General features: G+C 72.2%; 20 protein-coding genes and 2 pseudogenes. 10 read left to right on the forward strand and 12 right to left on the reverse strand.

What is annotated here, in order from left to right; all coding sequences use genetic code 11:
* The first annotated feature begins 85 nt into the window (after positions 1-85).
* Together ACFY5B_RS25105 and ACFY5B_RS25110 are read left to right on the forward strand one after the other, a co-directional pair.
* A complete protein-coding gene (locus ACFY5B_RS25105) occupies positions 86-916 on the forward strand; it encodes an aldo/keto reductase (protein WP_389972709.1) in 831 nt (276 codons plus the stop codon).
* 39 nt (positions 917-955) lie between these two features.
* Positions 956-1,570, forward strand: coding sequence for a DNA polymerase ligase N-terminal domain-containing protein (locus ACFY5B_RS25110; RefSeq protein WP_389972711.1), 615 nt, complete (start codon positions 956-958; stop codon positions 1,568-1,570).
* Between the two features lie 2 nt (positions 1,571-1,572).
* Here the strand turns inward: ACFY5B_RS25110 and ACFY5B_RS25115 are convergent, their stop codons facing one another.
* The 4 genes and pseudogenes from ACFY5B_RS25115 to ACFY5B_RS25130 all read right to left on the reverse strand — a co-directional run.
* Positions 1,573-3,915, reverse strand: coding sequence for a SpoIIE family protein phosphatase (locus ACFY5B_RS25115; RefSeq protein ID WP_389972712.1), 2,343 nt, complete (start codon positions 3,913-3,915; stop codon positions 1,573-1,575).
* Between the two features lie 61 nt (positions 3,916-3,976).
* Entirely contained in the window at positions 3,977-4,444 is a 468-nt protein-coding gene (locus ACFY5B_RS25120; protein ID WP_389972714.1) for a peroxiredoxin, read from the reverse strand.
* Complete coding sequence (locus tag ACFY5B_RS25125) at positions 4,441-4,821, reverse strand: DoxX family protein (RefSeq protein WP_389972716.1); 381 nt, start codon at positions 4,819-4,821, stop codon at positions 4,441-4,443. Before ACFY5B_RS25125 ends, ACFY5B_RS25120 begins: the two co-directional genes overlap by 4 nt.
* A gap of 50 nt (positions 4,822-4,871) precedes the next feature.
* Positions 4,872-5,213: pseudogene (locus ACFY5B_RS25130) on the reverse strand (helix-turn-helix transcriptional regulator); the annotation flags it as partial.
* On the opposite strand from ACFY5B_RS25130, the pseudogene ACFY5B_RS25135 reads away from it, so the two are divergent.
* Positions 5,205-5,990: pseudogene (locus ACFY5B_RS25135) on the forward strand (MFS transporter); the annotation flags it as partial. The pseudogenes ACFY5B_RS25130 and ACFY5B_RS25135 overlap by 9 nt on opposite strands.
* On the opposite strand, the gene ACFY5B_RS25140 reads toward ACFY5B_RS25135, so the two are convergent.
* Positions 5,939-6,451 (reverse strand): MarR family winged helix-turn-helix transcriptional regulator, encoded by a 513-nt coding sequence (locus ACFY5B_RS25140; RefSeq protein ID WP_389972717.1) that lies wholly within the window; start codon positions 6,449-6,451, stop codon positions 5,939-5,941. The pseudogene ACFY5B_RS25135 and the gene ACFY5B_RS25140 sit on opposite strands and share 52 nt — an antisense overlap.
* A gap of 136 nt (positions 6,452-6,587) precedes the next feature.
* On the opposite strand from ACFY5B_RS25140, the gene ligD reads away from it, so the two are divergent.
* The 3 genes from ligD to hemC all read left to right on the forward strand — a co-directional run bounded on the left by ligD (position 6,588) and on the right by hemC (position 9,644).
* Positions 6,588-7,568, forward strand: coding sequence for a non-homologous end-joining DNA ligase (gene ligD, locus ACFY5B_RS25145; RefSeq protein ID WP_389972780.1), 981 nt, complete (start codon positions 6,588-6,590; stop codon positions 7,566-7,568).
* A 142-nt stretch (positions 7,569-7,710) separates the two neighbouring features.
* Complete coding sequence (locus ACFY5B_RS25150) at positions 7,711-8,487, forward strand: NPP1 family protein (protein WP_389972719.1); 777 nt, start codon at positions 7,711-7,713, stop codon at positions 8,485-8,487.
* 221 nt (positions 8,488-8,708) lie between these two features.
* Positions 8,709-9,644, forward strand: coding sequence for a hydroxymethylbilane synthase (hemC, locus tag ACFY5B_RS25155; protein WP_389972721.1), 936 nt, complete (start codon positions 8,709-8,711; stop codon positions 9,642-9,644).
* Between the two features lie 25 nt (positions 9,645-9,669).
* Here the strand turns inward: hemC and ACFY5B_RS25160 are convergent, their stop codons facing one another.
* The 4 genes from ACFY5B_RS25160 to ACFY5B_RS25175 form a co-directional block, all read right to left on the reverse strand.
* A complete protein-coding gene (locus ACFY5B_RS25160) occupies positions 9,670-10,191 on the reverse strand; it encodes a hypothetical protein (protein WP_389972723.1) in 522 nt (173 codons plus the stop codon).
* A gap of 192 nt (positions 10,192-10,383) precedes the next feature.
* Positions 10,384-11,244: an ABC transporter permease gene (locus tag ACFY5B_RS25165; protein WP_389972725.1), complete on the reverse strand. Its 861-nt coding sequence runs from the start codon at positions 11,242-11,244 to the stop codon at positions 10,384-10,386.
* A complete protein-coding gene (locus tag ACFY5B_RS25170) occupies positions 11,204-12,250 on the reverse strand; it encodes an ABC transporter ATP-binding protein (RefSeq protein WP_389972727.1) in 1,047 nt (348 codons plus the stop codon). The genes ACFY5B_RS25165 and ACFY5B_RS25170 overlap by 41 nt, the downstream gene beginning before the upstream one ends.
* Positions 12,247-12,702 (reverse strand): MarR family winged helix-turn-helix transcriptional regulator, encoded by a 456-nt coding sequence (locus ACFY5B_RS25175; protein WP_389972729.1) that lies wholly within the window; start codon positions 12,700-12,702, stop codon positions 12,247-12,249. Before ACFY5B_RS25175 ends, ACFY5B_RS25170 begins: the two co-directional genes overlap by 4 nt.
* Before the next feature lie 262 nt (positions 12,703-12,964).
* Between ACFY5B_RS25175 and ACFY5B_RS25180 the strand changes: the two genes are divergently transcribed.
* Positions 12,965-13,756, forward strand: coding sequence for an RNA polymerase sigma factor SigF (locus tag ACFY5B_RS25180; RefSeq protein ID WP_389972731.1), 792 nt, complete (start codon positions 12,965-12,967; stop codon positions 13,754-13,756).
* A gap of 31 nt (positions 13,757-13,787) precedes the next feature.
* Here the strand turns inward: ACFY5B_RS25180 and ACFY5B_RS25185 are convergent, their stop codons facing one another.
* On the reverse strand, positions 13,788-14,108 hold the full coding sequence (locus tag ACFY5B_RS25185; RefSeq protein ID WP_344459485.1) for an ANTAR domain-containing protein: 321 nt from the start codon (positions 14,106-14,108) through the stop codon (positions 13,788-13,790).
* A 246-nt stretch (positions 14,109-14,354) separates the two neighbouring features.
* On the opposite strand from ACFY5B_RS25185, the gene ACFY5B_RS25190 reads away from it, so the two are divergent.
* The gene (locus ACFY5B_RS25190; protein ID WP_389972733.1) at positions 14,355-15,158 is read left to right on the forward strand and encodes a VOC family protein; all 804 of its coding nucleotides are present in this window, start codon (positions 14,355-14,357) and stop codon (positions 15,156-15,158) included.
* 26 nt (positions 15,159-15,184) lie between these two features.
* Here ACFY5B_RS25190 and glgX read toward each other — a convergent pair whose 3' ends face one another.
* Both glgX and ACFY5B_RS25200 read right to left on the reverse strand, forming a co-directional pair.
* A complete protein-coding gene (gene glgX, locus ACFY5B_RS25195; RefSeq protein ID WP_389972735.1) occupies positions 15,185-17,338 on the reverse strand; it encodes a glycogen debranching protein GlgX in 2,154 nt (717 codons plus the stop codon).
* On the reverse strand, positions 17,335-17,847 hold the full coding sequence (locus ACFY5B_RS25200; protein ID WP_389972737.1) for a pep a2: 513 nt from the start codon (positions 17,845-17,847) through the stop codon (positions 17,335-17,337). Before ACFY5B_RS25200 ends, glgX begins: the two co-directional genes overlap by 4 nt.
* Positions 17,848-18,210: 363 nt before the next feature.
* On the opposite strand from ACFY5B_RS25200, the gene ACFY5B_RS25205 reads away from it, so the two are divergent.
* Positions 18,211-18,579, forward strand: a complete 369-nt coding sequence (locus tag ACFY5B_RS25205; RefSeq protein ID WP_389972739.1) for a DUF5133 domain-containing protein — start codon at positions 18,211-18,213, stop codon at positions 18,577-18,579.
* Positions 18,580-18,652: 73 nt separating this feature from the next.
* Positions 18,653-19,216, forward strand: a 564-nt coding sequence (locus ACFY5B_RS25210; RefSeq protein ID WP_389972741.1) for a maltotransferase domain-containing protein, incomplete at its 3' end; no start/stop codon positions are given.

Genomic DNA, 19,216 nt, shown 5'->3' on the forward strand with positions numbered 1-19,216 from the left:
TGTGTCCGGTTGATCATCACTCACCTTATCCGTGACGCTGGAGGGGCGACACAGCCGTACGCACACTCGACGGGAAGGTCCCACGGTGATCAGCATCCCGACCCATACGCTCAACGACGGTACGACGCTCCCCGCCCTGGGCCTGGGCACCTGGCCGCTCGGCGACGACGAGGCGCAGCAGGCGGTGCTCTCGGCCCTGGAGGCCGGCTACCGCCTGATCGACACGGCGACGAACTACCGCAACGAGACGGGGGTCGGCCGCGGTGTGGCTTCCGGGGTGGTGCCGCGCGAGGAGGTCGTCGTGACGACGAAGCTCCCGGGCCGGCACCACGGCTACGAGGAGACCCTCGCCTCCTTCGAGGAGTCCCGGGCCCGCCTCGGCCTGGAGTACGTCGATCTGTACCTGATCCACTGGCCGCTGCCGCGCGTGGACCGGTACGTCGACTCCTGGAAGGCCATGATCAAGCTGCGTGAGGAGGGGCTCGTCCGCTCGATCGGCGTCTCGAACTTCACGGCCGGGCACATCGAGCGGCTGGAGCGTGAGACCGGGGTGCTGCCCTCGGTCAACCAGATCGAGCTGCATCCGCTGCTGACCCAGGACGAACTGCGCGCCTTCCACGCGGCCAAGGGCATCGTCACCGAGAGCTGGAGCCCGCTGGGCCGGGGCACGCCCCTGCTGGAGGATCCCGCCGTGGCGCGGATCGCCGAGACGCACGGGGTCTCGCCCGGGCAGGTCGTGCTGCGGTGGCACACGCAGCTGGGCGCGGTGCCCATCCCGAAGTCGGCGAACCCGGAGCGGCAGCGCGCCAATCTCGACGTCTTCGGCTTCGAGCTGGACGAGGACGAGATGCGGGCCGTGGCGGACCGGGGGCAGCGGCGGGTCGGCGGTGACCCCGAGGTGCACGAGGAGTTCTGACGGGTACCCGGGGGCGCGCGAGGCGGGAAGGAGTCGCACGTGGCTGACCGGGACCGGCTGCGGGACTACCGCGGCAAGCGCGACTTCGACCGGACCGGGGAGCCCCGCGGGCGGGGTGCGTCCGCCGGGGACGAGCCCCGGTTCGTGGTGCAGATCCATGACGCGAGCACGATGCACTTCGACTTCCGGTTGCAGGTGGACGACGTGCTGAAGTCCTGGTCGATCCCGAAAGGCCCCTCGGCGGACCCGAAGGACAAGCGGCTGGCCGTGCCCACGGAGGACCATCCGCTGGAGTACGAGCAGTTCGAGGGCGTGATCCCCCGCGGCGAGTACGGCGGCGGCACGGTGATCGTCTGGGACCACGGCACGTACGAGCCGCTGAGCCACGACCGCGCGGGCCGGCCCGTCGACTTCGCGGAGTCGCTGGAGCGCGGGCACGCCACGTTCCGGCTCAGCGGTTCCAAGCTGCGCGGCGAGTACGCCCTGACCCGGTTCCGCGGCGGCCGGGGCGGCGACGGCGAGGAGGCGTGGCTGCTGGTGAAGCGGACCGGGGACGCGGCCCGTACGCGAGGGGCTCCCGATCCCCGCCGCGCGCGCTCGGCCAAGTCCGGCCGCACGCTCGCCCAGGTCGCCTCCGACGCGGCCGGGGAGTGAGGTCAGAACAGCGGGGTGAGCGCCTGTTCGCACCAGATCGTCTTGCCCCGGGTGGTCTGCCGGCTGCCCCAGCGCTGGGTGAGCTGGGCGACCAGCAGCAGACCGCGGCCGCCCTCGTCGTCCTGGTGCGCCCGCCGCAGGTGCGGGGAGGTCGAACTGCCGTCGGACACCTCACAGATGAGGGTCTGGTCCCGGATCAGGCGGAGCTGGATGGGCGGGGCGCCGTACCGGATGGCGTTGGTGACCAGTTCGCTGACGACGAGTTCGGTGACGAAGGCCGTCTCGTCCATGCCCCACGCGGTGAGCTGGTCGGTGGCGGCCTGCCGGGTGGCGGCCACCTCCGCGGGGTCCGGGATGACGTCCCAGGTGGCGACCTGGTCGGCGCCCAGCGCCCGGGTCCGGGCCAGCAGCAGGGCCACGTCGTCGCTGGGCTCCTCCGGCAGTACGGCCTTCAGCACGGTGTCGCACAGGGCGTCCAGCGAGTCGGCGGGCACCGTCAGGGCCCGGCACAGCTCGTCGGTGGCGTGGTCGACGTCGCGGTCGCGGTCCTCGATGAGCCCGTCTGTGTAGAGGGCGACGACGGAGCCCTCGGGCAGCTGGAGCTCCGTCGCCTCGAACGGCAGCCCTCCCACGCCCAGCGGGGGCCCCGCGCTCATGGGGATCAGCCGGGTGGATCCGTCGGGCAGCACCAGGGCGGGTGCGGGATGCCCGGCGGCGGCCAGGTTCAGCCGGCGCACGACGGGGTCGTAGACGGCGTAGAGGCAGGTCGCGCCCAGCTCGGCGACCTCGTCGCCCTGGTCGTCCGAGGCGAGATGGGTGACCAGGTCGTCGAGGTGCGTGAGGAGTTCGTCCGGCGGCAGGTCCACGTCGGCGAGGGTGCGGACGGCCGTGACCAGCCGGCCCATGGTCGCAGTGGAGGGGATGCCGTGCCCCACGACATCCCCCACGACCAGCGCGACACGGCTGCCGGACAGCGGGATCACGTCGAACCAGTCGCCGCCGATACCGGCCGCCGAGCCGGAGGGTAGGTAGCGGTGCGCGACCTGGACGGCGGCCTGGCCGGGCAGGCCCCTGGGCAGCAGGCTGTGCTGGAGGGCGAGGGCGGTGGTGCGTTCGCGGGCGAAGCGGCGGGCGTTGTCGACGCAGACCGCGGCCCGGCTGGCGAGTTCCTCTGCGAACACGGCGTCGTCGTCGGCGTAGTCGTCGGGCTGCGCCACGCGCACGGCCACGGCGACGCCGAGCGTGGTGCCGCGGGCACGCAGCGGTACGGCCATCATCGAATGGACGCCCATGCGGTAGGGACGTCCTTCCGGGGCGCGGGAATTGCGCTCGGCGACCCAGCGCATGAACGCCGGCTCTCCCGCCTGGCTGATGATGGCCCGGCCCTCCCGCATGGCGCGGGCGATCGGCGAGAACGAGGGATAGACGTCCACTTCTCCCACGTGGACGGCCGCTTCCGGAGTGCCCTCGGTGACGGATCCGTGGGCGACCCGCCGCAGGGTGATCTCCTCCGCGGACGCGGCAGGTGCCTCGTCGGCCCCGAGCACCCAGTCGAACAGGTCCACGCTCGCGAAGTCCGCGAACCGGGGCACCACGACCCCGATCAGTTCCTCGGCCGTGCGGACCACGTCCAGGGTGGTGCCGATGGCGGCGGCGGCCTCGTTCAGCAGGGCGAGGCGCTGCCTGGCCCAGTACTGCTCGGTGCTGTCGAACGCGGCCAGGGCGGTCCCCACGAGTTCGCCGTCGGCGTCCCGCACCGGCCACATCTCGGTGACCCAGGCGTGCTCCCGGTTGAGGGCCGGTGCGCCGGTGTAGCTCTCGTACCGCAGCGGCCGGCCCGTCTCGACGACGTGCCGCAGGTGCCAGTTGAAGCCGCGGCTGTGCTCCGCCTCCTCCACTGTCTCGGGGAAGTGCCGGCCGAGCAGCGTCTCCTCGGACACGCCCATCACATGGCACGCGGCGTCGTTGAGCCGCAGGTAGCGCTGCTTGACGTCGAAGACGGACATCGACATGGACGCCTGCTGGAAGGCACGGCCGGCGAGGGACGTCTCCCCGGGGCCGGGCGACGCGGCGGTGATCACGTACCCGCTCGCTTCGCCGTCCGGGCCCGTCACGGCGCAGGCTCTGACGCGCAGCCCGACGAGGTAGCCGTCGCGGTGCCGCACCATGACCGTGCCGGACCGCGCGGACATCGCCTCGGGCGGCACGGCCTCGGCGAGCAAGTCCCGCGCGGCACGGCCCAGGGCCTCATGGGCGGGGTAGCCGGTCAGCCGCCGGGCTCCCTCGCTCCACCCCGTCAGGATGCCGCGGGCGTCGATGATCGCAGCAGCGGAGGCGTCCTCCATATCGTCCAGGATTATCCCTTTGCCGCCCTGTATCAACCGCGACGCGGCATTCGTGGCCGTGTCAGGGCCGGTGGGCGCGCAGCGCGGTGAGCGCCCGGTCGGCGTGCGCGTTCATGCGCAGTTCGCTGCGTACGACGTCGAGGACGGTGCGGTCCTGCGCTATGACGAACGTGGTGCGCTTGGTGGGCGCCAGGGAGAAGCCTCGTTTCACTCCAAACCGTTCGCGGACCGTGCCGTCGGCGTCGGACAGCAGCGGCATGCCGAGGCCGTGCCGGCCGGCGAACTCCTGCTGCCGCTCGACGTCGTCGCCGCTGATGCCCACGGGCCGGGCGCCGACGGCCGCGAACTCGGCGGCGAGGTCGCGGAAGTGGCAGGCCTGGGCGGTGCAGCCGGGGGTCAGGGCGGCCGGGTAGAAGAAGAGCACGACGGGGCCCTCGGCGAGCAGCTCGGACAGGCTGCGGACGGTGCCCGTCTCGTCGGGCAGGGAGAAGTCCTCGACCTTGTCCCCGGCCTCCACGCGCGCGGTCACGACCTGCCCTCCGCGTTCCGGGCGACGCCGCGGGCCCACAGCACCAGGGGCACCTGCAGGGGCAGGCGTCCGAAGGCGGCGGCCTTCTGCGGGGTGGGGCGGTGGCGCCAGTCGGCGGCCATCTTCACGTTGGCGGGGAACACCCCGACGAAGAAGGCGGCCGTGGCCAGCGCGGCGGCCTTGCGGGTGCGCGGCAGCGCCAGGCCGGCGGCCAGCGCGAGCTCGGCGGCGCCGCTGGCGTAGGTCCAGGTCCTCGGTGTGCCGGGCAGGCCGCGCGGGATGGTCGCGTCGAACGGGCGTGGGGTGGCGAAGTGGGCGACGCCCGCGGTGGCCAGGAGGCCGGCGAGCAGCAGGGGCGAGCGTTCGGACCGGGGCACGGTTCCTCCTCTGAAGGCCTGCCGCGCATTATTACCGGTCGGTAGACAGGTCAGTTCACCGGGTCCCGGGAGTGCCCGTGATGTCGGCCCGGCGTGTACCCGAAGGAGCGGCGGAAGACGCCGATGAAGGCGCCGGCGGAGGACCAGCCGCAGCGGTGGGCGACGGTGGTGACGGGCAGGCCGTCGGCCAGCATCCGCAGGGCGTGGTAGAGCCGCGACTGGGTGCGCCACTGCGGGAACGTCATGCCGAACTGGCCCCGGAAGAGCCGGCTGAGGGTCCGCTCCCCCACCCCGGTCGCGGCGCCCAGCTCGGCGAGGGTGCGCACGTCGGCCGGGTCGGCGTGCACGAGCGCGCACACGGCGGCCAGACGCGGGTCCGCGGGGGTGGGCTGCGCGCCTCTCCCCTGCGGGTGGTCCCGGCCCTGGCGGGGGCGGCGCTGTGCGCGGCGGCGGTGCGCTCGGCGGGCTTCGGCGCCAGGAATGCTGCCGCGTCCGCCGCCGCGGGCGAGGACGACTGAGGGTCCTTCCTGCGGCTGTCCGGGGCGGTGGTCTGCCGCTCCGTGGTGTTCGTGGGCTTGGGCACGTTCGTCGCGCTGTACGTGCGGGAGCGCACCGGCGGCGGTGCGGCGGCCGGTACGGCGGCCCTGTTCGTGCTCTACGCCGGCGGCGCGGCCGGCACGCTCGTCGGGGGCCGGCTGGCCGAGCGGTACGGGCGAACAGCGGTGGTGCGCCGGTCGTACGCCCTGACCGTCCCGGCCGTTGCCGGGCTGGTCCTGGTGCCCGGGCCGCCGGTGTACCTGTTCGTGGCGCTGACGTCGGCGGGCCTGTACGTACCGTTCTCGCTGCACATCACGCTGGGCCAGGACTTCCTGCCCCGGCGGGCGGGGACCGCGAGCGGGGTCACGCTGGGCCTGGCCGTGAGCGTCGGCGGTCTCGCGGCCCCCGCGCTCGGGGCGCTGGCCGACGCGACGTCTCTGCGGTCGGCCCTGCTGCCGCTCATCGCGCTGCCCGCGCTGGGCCGGCTGCTGCTGTGCGGCCTGCGCGAACCGGCGCCTCCGAGAGCGGCGGATGCCGTGCGGGCGGATCCGCGCGACCCGGCCGCACCGGTGACCGGGGGTCAGTCCGTCCCGGCCGGGGCGGACGGAGGTTCGCCCTCCTCGCCGGCGTAGGCGAGGAAGTCGTCGACCATGCGGTGGAACAGCGTGGCGAGCTGCCGCAGCTCGTCGGGCGACCACTCCGACAGCGCCATCTGCATGCCGCGGACACCGGCGTCACGGACCTTGGCGATGGCCTCGCCGCCGGCGTCGGTGAGCTCGATGCGCTGGGCGCGGCGGTCGTCCGGGTCGGGGACGCGGGTGACGTACCCGGACTTGTGCAACTGCTGCACCGTGCGCGTGACGTGCGAGGCCTCCACGCCCAGCCGCGCGGCGAGCTCCCCCGGCCGCAACGGCTCCGAGTCGGCGATCTGCCGCAGCAGCGCCACGGCGGCGCGGTCCAGCGGCACGCCCGCCAGGGCCATCAGCCGGTCGTGCCGGCGGGCGCGGGTGCCGAGGTAGGTGATGCGGGTGAGCGCGCGCTCGATGTCGATCACTTCCGGGGAGGGGACGCCGGGGAGTGGTGGTGTGGACATGAGCGCCACGCTACCATCTCGTTGCGTAACTCAAGTAAATCGGGCGGGTCCGCCGCACGTGCCGCGGTCGGCGCCGTTCAGGGGAAACAGCCGGGAAACACGCGTGAGGACCGGCCGGTTCGTCGACACCTCCCCCGTGGACCTGCCGCTGATCCCGCCCATGCTCGCCACGTCCGGCGCCCTGCCGCCCGCCGCGCAGGACGCGCGGTGGGCCTACGAGACCAAGCAGGACGGCCAGCGGGTGGTGGTCTATCTGCCCGGGGACGGCAGTGTGCTGCTGCGCGCCCGCTCCGGGGAGGACATCACCGCCGCCTATCCGGAACTCCGGCCGCTGGGCACCGCCCTCGGCACCACGGCCGCCGTACTGGACGGCGAGGTCATGGCCCTGGATGCCGAGGGCCGTGCCAGCTTCCAGTTGCTGCAGTCCCGGATGGGCCTGGCCCACGCACCCGCGAGGGCCGCGCGGCGGGCGGCGGAGGTCCCGGTCCATCTCGTGCTGTTCGACGTGATGCATCTGGAGAACCACTCCCTCCTGCGACTCCCCTACGCACGCCGCCGCACGACGCTGGAGGACCTCGGCCTCGCCGGACCGTCGTGGTCCACCCCGCGGGCGCTCGTCGGCCACGGCGCCGAAGCCCTGCGCGCCACCAGGGAGCACGGCCTGGAGGGCCTGGTCTGCAAGCGGCTCGACTCCGTGTACGAACCGGGGACGCGCTCCCGGGCCTGGATCAAGATCCGCAACATGCGCACCGAGGACGTCCTGGTCGGCGGCTGGCAGCCCGGCAGGGGACGGCTCACCGGCCTGCCGGGCGCGGTGCTGGTCGGGCAACGCGCCGCGGGACGGCTGCGCTACGTCGGCAGCGTGGGAACGGGCTGGAGCGAGGCCGAACGCACGGAACTCGCCGCGCTGCTGCGGGCCGCCGCGACGGGCGTCTGCCCCTTCGATCCCGCCCCGCGCGCTCCGGGGGCGCACTGGGTCGTGCCCCGCCTGGTCGGCGAGGTCCGCTACAGCACCCGCACCCGGGAGGGGCTGCTGAGGCAACCGTCCTGGCTGCGGCTCCGGCCCGACCTGGCACCCGAGGACGCGGCGGCGGACATCCCGGACGACCTGGTCTGAAACGACGGCCCGTGGTCAACTGTTGGGCTTTGATTCACTGTTGAGATCCTCCACCCCTCTTGGCATGGACGCGTTCAGCCTGGAAGCTGAACCTCCCTTTCCCCCACAGCCGTTGGGCTGCGCCCGGACCAAGGAGGACGCAGTGTCGTCACGCCCGTTCGCCCACCACCGCAGGAGATGGCTCACCGGAGCGGCCGGTGCCGCCGCCCTCGTCCTCGCGGTCCCCGCCACGGCCCACGCCGCCCCGCCCCCGGCGCTGCCCGCCAACGCGGACACGCTGGAGCGGACGTACCAGCCCGCCTACGACTACGACACCGACGGCTGCTACTCCACGCCCGCGATCGGCCCGGACGGCACCGTGAACGGCGGGCTCAACCCGACCGGCGCCCTGAACGGCAACTGCCGGGACGCCTCGGACCTCGACAACACCAACGGCTACGCGCGCTCCAAGTGCAACAACGGCTGGTGCGCCATCCTGTACGCCCTGTACTTCGAGAAGGACCAGGCCGTGGCCGGCAGCAGCATCGGCGGCCACCGGCACGACTTCGAGCACGTCGCGGTGTTCGTACAGGACAACCAGGTCAAGTACGTGTCGACGTCCAACCACGGCGGGTTCACCGTGCACGCGGCCTCCGCCATCCGCTTCGACGGCGCGCACGCGAAGATCGTCTACCACAAGGACGGCGTCAGCACGCACTGCTTCCGCGCCGCGAACGCGAACGACGAGCCGCCGGAGAACCACAAGCACACCTGGCAGTACCCGGCGCTGGTCGGCTGGAACGGCTACCCGGCCGGGGTGCGCGACAAGCTCACGTCGTACGACTTCGGCAGCGCCAACTTCGGCCTGAAGGACGGCAACTTCGCCAACCACCTCGCCAAGGCCAAGCCGTCCGGCATCGCCTTCGACCCGTACGCCTGACGCGCGCGGTCCGGCCGCGGGCGGGCTCGGGGCGCAACCACCCGTCGAGGTGGTCCAGGGCGCCCCGGGCCTGTGGCCGGGTCCGGCTTCCGCCGGCGCCCGGCGGGCCGTGGGGACGCCGCACAGCGGGGTGATCCGCTCGTGCCGAACTGACGTTCCGCGCCCGGCGGTCGGGGGAGGTAGGGCACGAACTCCCCCGCGAGAGGGTCTATCGTGTCGGCATGTCCGTCCCCGAACTGATTCGCATCGTCTCCCGCGACTCCCCCATGGCCCTCGCCCAGGTCGAGCGCGTCCGGGCCGACTTGGCCACCGCCCATCCCGGAGTGCGCACCGAGGTCGTTCCGGTGAAGACCACCGGCGACAAGTGGATGGGCGATCTGTCCCAGGTCGAGGGCAAGGGCGCGTTCACCAAGGAGGTCGACGCGGCGCTGCTGGCCGGCGAGGCCGACCTCGCGGTGCACTGCGTGAAGGACGTGCCCGCCGACCGGCCGCTCCCGGCGGGCACGGTGTTCGCCGCGTTCCTCAAGCGGGACGACATCCGCGACGCCCTGATCCACCCGGGCGGGCTCACCCTGGACGAACTGCCGGCCGGCACACGGATCGGCACCTCCTCGGTGCGCCGCGTCGCGCAGCTGGCCGCCACGCATCCCCACCTGGAGTGCGTGCCGTTCCGGGGCAACGCCAACAAGCGGCTCGCGAAGCTGGCCGCAGGGGAGGCCGACGCCCTGCTGCTCGCGGTCTCCGGCCTGGAGCGCATCGGCCGCGAGGACGTGATCAGCGAGATCCTCTCGACGGAGACGATGATGCCGCCCATCGGCGCGGGCGTGCTGGCGCTGCAGTGCCGTGAGGACGACACCGCGCTGATCGACGCGGTGAGCGGTCTCGGCGACCCGGACACCCACCGGGAGACCACCGCCGAGCGCATGTTCCTGCATGTGCTCCAGGGGCACTGCAACAGCCCCATCGCCGGGTTCGCGCGGGTGGACCGCAGCGGCGAACTGTCCCTGCGGGCCTGTGTGTTCACCCCGGACGGCAAGACACGCCTCAACGCCCACGAGTGGGCGGGCAGGCTGGACCCGGCGACGCTCGGGACCTCGGTCGCCGTGGCCCTGCTGCGTCAGGGTGCGCGCGAGATCATCGACGGCATCCCGCACTGACCCCCCGCGACGGCGTGACGCCGGATCAGGCGGTGCCTTCCTCCGCCTGTTCCCGCAGGAAGACGCTCACCTGGTGTGCCAGGCTGTCCCGCACCGCGCCCTGCTGACCGCCGGCGGCCCCCTCGTGCGCGCCGATGCCGCCCGACCACAGCCGGCGGTCGGTCCACTCCTCCTCGACGCGCAACTGCACCTGGACGTCCACCAGGCTCAGGGACGCCTCGGCACCGGCCGCGTACAGCACGGCGGTGGCCCGGCGCAGCGGGTAGACGTCGAAGCCCTCGATGAACTGCGAATTGCGCCAGTCGATGAAGGCGCTCTCTCCGTCCGGACCGAGGCGGACGTCGATCTGGCCGTCCTCCAGGTGCACGCCGAGATGGCGGCTGCCGCGGTTCTCGACCGTCACGCGGAGGCAGAAGTACGTCAGCCCCTCGGCGGCGTCGTCCCGGCCGCGGGGCGGCTCGGCCGGTTCCAGACGGTGGACGCGGACGCGCAGACCGGCATGCTCGTCGTACTCCTGCCAGTCCCCGACCACGTTCGGCTCGTACACGCTGCACCCTCTCGACCTCTGGAAGCTGCTTCCTATCTGTGGTCTCAGCGCACTGTCAAATGGGCAGAATGCGCTGTGGCCTGGCAGTTCATCCTTTTTGATCGGTGATCAAGCCGTGCCCAGCGGTTATCCGGAAAGAGTGGGAGAAAGCGCTTGCCCGGGCGTGCCGCACATCACTTCCACGAGTGAAGATCAACGGGCCAGACGACCCAGCAGCGCCGAGGCCGCCGTGACGCCGAGCGCTGCCGCGATGACCAGCACGGCGAGATCGGACGCCAGATGGTGGGGTGTGCCGAGGAGGAGGCCGCGCAGGGCGTCCACCTCGTAGCTGAGCGGGTTGACCTTGCTGACGGCCTGGAGCCAGCCCGGCATCACGGACACCGGGTACAGGGCGTTGGAGCCGAAGAACAGCGGCATGGTGATCGCCTGCCCGATGCCCATGAGGCGGTCGCGGCTGAGGACGATGCCCGCGATGGTCATCGACAGGCAGGAGAAGAAGGCCGAGCCGAGGACCACGACGGCGGCGACGGCGAGCAGCTTGAGCGGGTTCCACGTCAGGGCCACGCCGAGCAGCGCCGCGATCAGGAGCACCACGAGGGCCTGGACGAGCGACTTCACCCCGGCCGCGAACGCCTTGCCGGTGATCAGGGCCGACCGCGGAGTCGGGGTGACGAGGAGCTTGTTGAGGACACCGGCGTCGCGCTCCCAGATGATCTGGATGCCGTAGAAGATGGCGATGAACATCGCGGACTGGGCGATGATGCCGGGTGCCAGGTAGTCGACGTAGGGGATGCCGCCGGTGGGGATCGCCTTGATGCGGGTGAAGGTCTGACCGAAGATCAGCAGCCAGAGAGCGGGCTGGACCGCGCGGGTGTACAGCTCGGTGCGGTCGTGCCGCAGCTTCTGCAGTTCGACCGCGCACATCGCGCCGACGCGGGCGGGCAGCAGCCGCCAACCGGCTCGGGGCGCCGGGGGTTTGAGCAGCAGGTCGATGCCGTGGGGGCGGGCGGGGTCAGCCGACACGGCGCGCGGTGCGGCGGGTGCTTCGGACATCGCGGAAATCTCCTGCCTCGTCGTCGAGACCGCTGCCGGCCACGTCCCGGAAGACGTCCTCCAGCGTCGGCAGCGTGCTCTGGGGCGCGCCCGCGGCGCGGCGGCGGGCGCCGAGCCCCTCCCGGAGCTCGGCCGGGGTGCCGAGGGCCTGGATCCGGCCGCGGTGCATCAGGGCGACCCGGTCGCAGTACTGGTCGGCCTCGTCCATGTAGTGGGTGGTCACGAGCACGGTCATGCCGGTGGCCCGGCGAACGGCGCCGATGTGCTCCCACACGCCGGTGCGGGCGATCGGGTCCAGGCCGATCGTGGGCTCGTCCAGAATCAGCAGCCGGGGGGCGCTGACCAGCGCCTGGGCGAGTTCGAGCCGGCGGACCATGCCGCCGGAGTACGTGGCGGCCAGCCGGTCGGCGGCGTCGGCGAGGTCGACGGCGGCCAGCGCCTGGGCGACGCGCTCGGCGCGTTCCCCGCGGGGTACGTCGAAGACCCGGGCGAACAGGGCGACGTTCTCCCGTCCGGTGAGTCCGGCGTCCGCGGACAGTTGCTGCGGTACGTAGCCGAGCAGGCGGCGTACGGCCATGCGGTCCACGGCGGCGTCGTGACCGAAGACGCGGACCGTGCCGGCGGGCACGGGCAGCAGAGTGGTGATGCAGCGGATGGCGGTGGTCTTGCCCGCGCCGTTGGGCCCGAGCAGGCCGAAGACCTCGCCCTGCCGGACGGTGAGGTCGAGTCCGTCCACGGCGTTGGTGTCGCCGAAGGCGTAGGCGAGCCCAGTGCAGGCGACGGCGTCGGCCCGGGGGCCGTTCCCGTCGGCCCCGGAATCGGGCGCGTCGGCCTGGAGGCCGGTCCGGTCGGCCCCGGAATCGGGCGCGTCGGCCTGGAGGCCGGTCCCGTCGGCCCCGGAATCGGGCGCGTCGGCCTGGAGGCCGGTCCCGTCGGCCCCGGAATCGGGCGCGTCGGCCTGGGGGCCGGTCCCGTCGGCCCGGTGTGGGGCGGTGTCCCGTGTCATGACTCCTCGGCCTCCTCGCGCAGGGTGTCGGCCAGCTTGCGCAGGGCCGGGATCGCCGCGTGCAGCGCCTGGCGGTCCGCTTCGTCGAGGCGCGCCACCTGGCGGCGTACGAGCTCGGCGCGGAGCCTGCGCCACTCCCCCAGCCGCGCCTCGGCGGCCGCGGTGGGCAGCAGCCGGGCGGCCCGTCGGTCGGCGGGGTCGGTCTCGCGGACCAGATAGCCGGCCCCCGCCAGCCGGTTGACCAGGGTGGACACCGAGTTGGCCGCCAGAGCGAGGTCCTTGGCCGCGTCGGAGATACCGACGCCGGGCCGTGCCACGACCAGGCGCAGCAGTTCCACCTCGGCACCGCGCAGCCGCGGGTCGGGCATCCGCGGCCGCAGGCGCCGTCGGATCAGCCGCTGAACGCCGACGAGCGCGTCGGCCAGCTCTTCGGGGAAGGTCTCCGGCTCCATGCGGCCGAGATTAGCTCTGTAGCAGAGCTAATCGGTCCAAGGCGAGGTCAAGAGAGGTCAAGAGACGCACTGGAAAGGGCAGCGACCTTGAGAGCGCCCGCGTCCCCCAAATGCCGTATTGTCTGAATTGCCAGTGCTTCGGACAGGAGGCACGTATGTGGGGAGCCGGCCGCCCGGACTCCCGATGCTTCCCGTGAGGTCCGAGGCCGCGCTTCCCACGGTGTCTGTCCCCATTCAGCACCTGCTCAGGGAGGTGCGCACCATGCGTATCGCCGGCAGCACCCGAACGCACTCCCACGACGACGCCCCCGACACCGCGGCGGCGTTCGCGCGTCTCGCGCGACTGCCCGCAGGGCCCGAGCGCAAGGCCCTGCGGGACGAGCTGGTCGAGGCCTGGCTTCCCATGGCCGAGCGGATCGCCGTCCGTTTCCGCGGCCGTGGCGAGTCCCTCGAGGACCTCTACCAGGTGGCGGCCCTCGGCCTCGTGAAGGCGGTGGACCACTACGACCCGGCCCGTGGCAACGCCTTCGAGGCGTACGCGGTGCCGACGGTCACCGGCGAGATCAAGCGCCACTTCCGCGACCACATGTGGACGCTGCACGTGCCCCGCCGGGTCCAGGACCTGCGCAACCGGGTGCGGCACGCGGTCAAGGAGCTGTCGCAGACCACCCCGGGGCGCGCCCCCACGGTCGCCGAGATCGCCGAGTACGCACAGCTCACCGACGGTGAGGTGCGCACCGGCATGGAGGCCCTGGAATGCTTCTCCGCGCTGTCGCTGGAGGCCGAGATGCCAGGGACCGACGGCTACGCCCTCGGGGACGCGATCGGCGGACCCGACCCGGCTTTCGACATCGTCGTCAACCGGGTGGCGGTCCGGCCCTGTCTCGAGGCGCTGCCGGAGCGCGAGCGGATCATTCTGTATCTGCGGTTCTTCAAGGGCATGACGCAGAGCCGTATCGCCGAACAGCTCGGCATCTCGCAGATGCACGTCTCCCGGCTGCTCAGCAGCTGCTTCGCCCATCTGCGTGAGGAGCTGCTGGCCGAGGCCCGATGAGGCCGGGGCGACCGGCCCGCGCCTGCGGGGATCACCCCTCCGGCGGTGATCCGGGGATCTGCGTGGGTCCGGCGCGGTCGAGGGCGTCCTCCAGTACGGCCCGGATCTCCTCGGGCATCACGCCCGTGCGTCCCCAGACGAGGATCAGTTCGGCGACGTTGCGCAGCTTGATGTTGGTGTGCTGGGAGACCTCCTTCAGCACGGCCCACCCCCGGTCGGGGGAGATCCGGCCGAGCGCCACCACCATCCCGATCGCCTGGTCCACGACGGCGTGGGAGACGACCGCCTCCTTCAGCTGCTGGACCTCTTCCTGAAGTTCGAGGATCCGATCCGAGCCCCCGTCCGTGGGCATGGTCACCTCCGGGTCCGGTGCGCCGCTGCGCCAGAGGTCCCACCGGATGCTTGAGTACCTTGACGCAGTGTCCGACCCATCCATCGTCGTCACTCGGTCCGCCCGGTGCCACCGGGGCGGACCAGGCCGGACGCCGTTTCGGCGCCCCCGCCGGGGTACTCGGCAGGCGCCCACAGCGGTTCCGGTTGGACACTGGTGTCAATCCTCCGGTGGCTGCCAGGCCGACGAGATCAGGACGCGACTGCCATGAACCACGACATGCCCACCTCCTCCGGCACGAAGGACGTCGTCTCATCACACTCCGTGTTCGGTGCACCCTGCTGGGTGAGCCTGACCAGCCGGGACGTCAAGGCGACGGAGGAGTTCTACGGGGCTGTGCTGGGCTGGCAGTGGCGGCCGGCCAAGCTCGGCGACCGGTTCCGGATCGCGCTGGTGGACGGTTCGCCGGTGGCCGGCATCGCGGGGGTGGCGACCATGTGGCAGATGGCGGTGGCGTGGACGCCGTACTTCGCGGTGCGCAGCGCGGACGAAGCGGTGGCGCGGGTGCAGGAGCGCATGGGCACGGTCGCGGTCGGGCCGATTTCCCTGCCGCCGGGGCGGGCGGCGCTGCTGGCCGACCGGGACGGGGCGACCTTCGGCATCTGGGAGGGCGACCTCTTCACCGACTGGGAGACCTGGCGCAACGCGCAGCCGGCCTTCATCACACTCCACACCCGGGACGCCTTCGACGCGGCGATCTTCTACGGCGAGATCCTCGAGTGGGCGACCCAGCGGCCGGGCTGCTGCGAGGTCCATTACGAGGGCGGCGAGGTCGTGCTGCGCAGCCGTGGGGACGTGGTGGCCCGGATCGAGTCGGGGGCCCTGGAGGCGGCCCCCGACCCCACGATCCGGCCGCACTGGCAGGTCCACTTCTCCGTCGACGACGTGGAGGCCTGCGCCCGTGCGGCGGAACTCCACGGCGGCAGCGTCCTGTCCAAGGGCAGCGACGAGGCGGTGCTGCGGGACCATGACGGCGCCCAGTTCACGGTGACCGCGCGCCGCGACCGCTGATCCCCGTCACCGCCGCCCGCCCGGCGTCACCCCTTCTCGCGTGACGCCCGTGCCGGCCGGGACAGCAGGACCAGGCTGCGGGCGTCGACGGTGAGGCCCGTCCCCGCCTTGTGCTCGGACTCGTCGGGGGTGCCCCCCGGGTCGGCCGTGTCGATGAGGGCCTTCCAGCGTTCGCCGTAGGAGGCGTCGGGGAGACGGAAGTCGACCGGTTCCCAGTGGCTGTTGAGGAGCAGCAGGAACGAGTCGTCGACGACCGGGCGCCCCCGCGGATCGGGTTCGGCGATGGCGTCGCCGTTGAGGAAGACACCGACGGAGTGCGCGTCGCCGCGCTCCCAGTCGTCGTCGGTCATCTCGCGGGCGTCCGGCGCCAGCCACACCAGGTCGGGCAGCGGCTGGTCCGCCCGGGTGAGGGTCTCGCCCAGGAAGAAGCGGCGCCGGCGCAGTACGGGATGTCCCGTGCGCAGCCGGATGACGTACCGGGTGAACTCCAGCAGATCGCGCTGCTCGTCGGTGAGCCGCCAGTCGATCCAGGAGATCTCGTTGTCCTGGCAGTAGGCGTTGTTGTTGCCGCCCTGGGTGCGCCCGAGTTCGTCCCCGTGGGAGAGCATCGGGATGCCCTGGGACAGCAGCAGCGTGGCGAGGAAGTTGCGCTGCTGACGTGTGCGCAGTTCCAGCACGGCCGGGTTGCGGGTCGTGCCCTCGGCGCCGCAGTTCCAGGACCGGTTGGTGCTCTCGCCGTCCTGGTTGTCCTCGCCGTTGTCCTCGTTGTGCTTGTCGTTGTAGGACACCAGGTCGCGCAGGGTGAAGCCGTCGTGCGCGGTGACGAAGTTGACGCTGGCGCGGGGTCGGCGCCTGCTGTGCTGGTACAGGTCGGAGGAGCCGGTGAGCCGGGAGGCGAGCTCGCCGAGGGTGTGGTCCTCGCCGCGCCAGAAGTCCCGGACCGCGTCGCGGTACATGCCGTTCCACTCCGACCACAGCGGCGGGAAGTTGCCCACCTGGTAGCCGCCCTCGCCGACGTCCCATGGCTCGGCGATCAGTTTGACACGGCTGATCACCGGGTCCTGCTGGATCAGGTCGAAGAACGCCGACAGCCGGTCCACCTCGTGGAACTGCCGGGCCAGCGTCGCCGCGAGGTCGAAGCGGAAGCCGTCGACGTGCATCTCGGTCACCCAGTACCGCAACGAGTCCATGATCAGCTGGAGGACGTAGGGGTGCCGCATCAGCAGGCTGTTGCCGGTGCCGGTGGTGTCGTAGTAATGCTCCCAGTCGCCGTCGACCAGGCGGTAGTACGAGCAGTTGTCGATACCGCGGAAGGACAGCGTGGGGCCCATCTCGTTGCCCTCGGCGGTGTGGTTGTAGACCACGTCGAGGATCACTTCGAGACCGGCCGCGTGCAGGGTCTTCACCATCTGCTTGAACTCGGCGACCTGCTCGCCGCGCGTGCCGTGGGCGGCGTAGCCGTTGTGGGGCGCGAAGAAGCCGATGGTGTTGTAGCCCCAGTAGTTGACCAGTCCGCGGTCGTGCAGCACCCCGTCGTGGACGAACTGGTGGACCGGCATCAGCTCCACGGCGGTGACGCCGAGGGAGGTCAGGTGCTCGACGGCAGCGGGGTGGGCCAGCCCGGCGTAGGTGCCCCGGAGTTCCCCGGGCACCTCGGGATGGGTGCGGGTCATGCCCTTGACGTGTGCCTCGTAGATCACCGTGTCGGCGTAGGACCGGCAGGGCCGCGCGTCGTCGCCCCAGTCGAAGGCCGGGTCGGTCACCACGCCGAGCATCGTGTGCCCGGCGCTGTCGGCCGGGTCGGGGCCGTCCGGGTTGCGCTCGTAGAGCGAGGGGTGGTTGTCGATCTGCCCGTCCACCGCACGGGCGTACGGGTCGAGCAGCAGTTTCGCCGGGTTGCAGCGGTGGCCCGCGGCCGGGGCCCACGGCCCGTGTACGCGGTACCCGTAGCGCTGGCCGGGCCCGACGCCGGGGAGGTAGCCGTGCCACACGAAGCCGTCGACCTCGTTCAGCGGCACCTGGGTGTGGGTGCCGTCGTCGTCGACGAGGACCAGCTCGACGCGTTCGGCGACCTCGCTGAACAGCGCGAAGTTGGTGCCCTCACCGTCGTGGTCCGCCCCCAAGGGGTAGGGGCGCCCGCCCCAGGCGGACGCCCCTTTCCGTGACGGCCGGCGCGTCACCGGGCGTCCTCCAGGACGTCGGCCGGGATGCTGGCCGGCCCGGCCAGCTGCGTGATCCGCTCCTCGCGGGGCACGTCGAGGCCCTCGCTCTCCCGCGGGGCGGGGGCGGTCGGCACGAGCGGGACGCGTTCACCGGCGCGGGCGCGCTGCGAGAACCAGATGACCTTGCTGCCGGTCTCGGTCGCGCAGCAACCCCAGCCGTCGCTCATGGCCGCCAGGTGCTCCAGGCAGCCTCGCAGCTCCTGGTCCGGGCGCAGGGCGCGGTCGTTGTCCCCGATGGCGGTGATCAGGTGCTGCCCGTTCCACCACATCTCGATCGACGTGTTCTTGTCCGTGGCGTGTTCGTCGATGGCCTTGAGCAGCATCTCGGCACCGCCGCAGACGGGCTGGACCAGGTTGTCCAGGTCCCAGAACTTCAGGTGAGCGGCCAGAATGCGGCTGACCTGTCCCACCCGTTCCGGGCTGACTTCCACGTCGAGGTGGTAGTAGCAGGGCACTGCGGTCTTCATCGGTCGGCTCCTCACCGCGAAGCTCAGCTCCTTCTCGCTCCCGCGGTCCTGCGGGACGAGCCCCGAACACGGAACGTGAGCGTCTATCGCTTCTGAGTCACACTCAGCCTGAGGGTGATAGCCCGTTCGTGCAACACGAGCGCACAACTGAGGCGGTCGTACACACAAGTGAGCGGGTTCGGTTGACCTGAACGGCCCAGGAGAACCCTTGATGGTTGAAGATCCAACAAGACGTTGCGTCGCCGCGCGTGCACCATGTGTGAAGAACTCGATCGCCGTCACGGATCCGTGTCGCTGTGCGCACGGCCGCCGTCCGACCGTCGGGAGACCGTGCCCCTCGAGCCCCGAAAGGTGATCGGCGCCATGCTGCTACCCGCCAAAGCCGAAGTCGCCCGGCAGTTGCGGCGTTACCGGGCCTGGGAACGCGTGATGCTCGCGGCACCGAACGACCGCACGGTGCGGACCACGTTCGAGGACTCCGGCTACACGCTCTGTGTGCTGATGGGCAAGCGCTGCGCTCGGGAGGCCGCGGACGCGGCCGAGCGGTACCTGCGCACGAACCACGTCACCTACCTGCAGGAACAGCAGATCACCTGCCTCCAGGAGCAGCACGTCACCTGTCTGCAGGAACCCGGCGAACGGCCTCGTCCGGCCACGGCGGTCCGACGCAGACCGCCGGCGGCGGAGCGGAGATCCCCGGCTGCCGAGCGCAGATCCCCGGCGGGAAGGTAACCGCCTTCCCGCACATCCCGTCCCCCGACCGGGCCCCGCGGCCCGGCTTTCGAGCACGCTGGAGGTGAGGACGATGAGAAGGACCCGGGCCATCGGCCGAATCCCGGTACGGGACGTCCGCCCGGCCGTGGAGAGCGGCAACCGGCCGGCGAAGGCGGTCGTGGGTGAAACGTTCGAGGTCACCGCCACCGTGTTCCGGGAGGGGCATGACGCGGTGGCCGCCAATGTCGTGCTGAAGGACCCCGAAGGCCGCCCCGGGCCGTGGACGCCGATGCGCGAGCTCGCTCCCGGCAGCGACCGCTGGGGTGCCGAGGTCACGGCGAACGCCGTCGGCCGCTGGTCGTACCGGGTGGAGGCGTGGAGCGATCCGGTGGCCACCTGGCGCCACACGGCGGGCATCAAGATCCCGGCGGGCATCGACCCGGGCCTGGTCCTGGAGGAGGGCGCGGAACTGTACGAGCGGGCAGCGGCCGGCGTGCCGAAGGGAGCCGGGCGCACCGTGCTGCTCACCGCGGCGAAGACCCTGCGCGACGACTCCCTGTCCGCGGCGGCTCGTCTGGCGGCGGCGCTGACGCCGGAGGTGGACGCGGTCCTGGCCCGGCATCCGCTGCGTGACCTGGTCACCAGCAGCGAGCCG

This window comes from Streptomyces sp. NPDC013187, assembly GCF_042899705.1.
Classification (GTDB): Bacteria; Actinomycetota; Actinomycetes; order Streptomycetales; family Streptomycetaceae; genus Streptomyces; species Streptomyces hawaiiensis_A.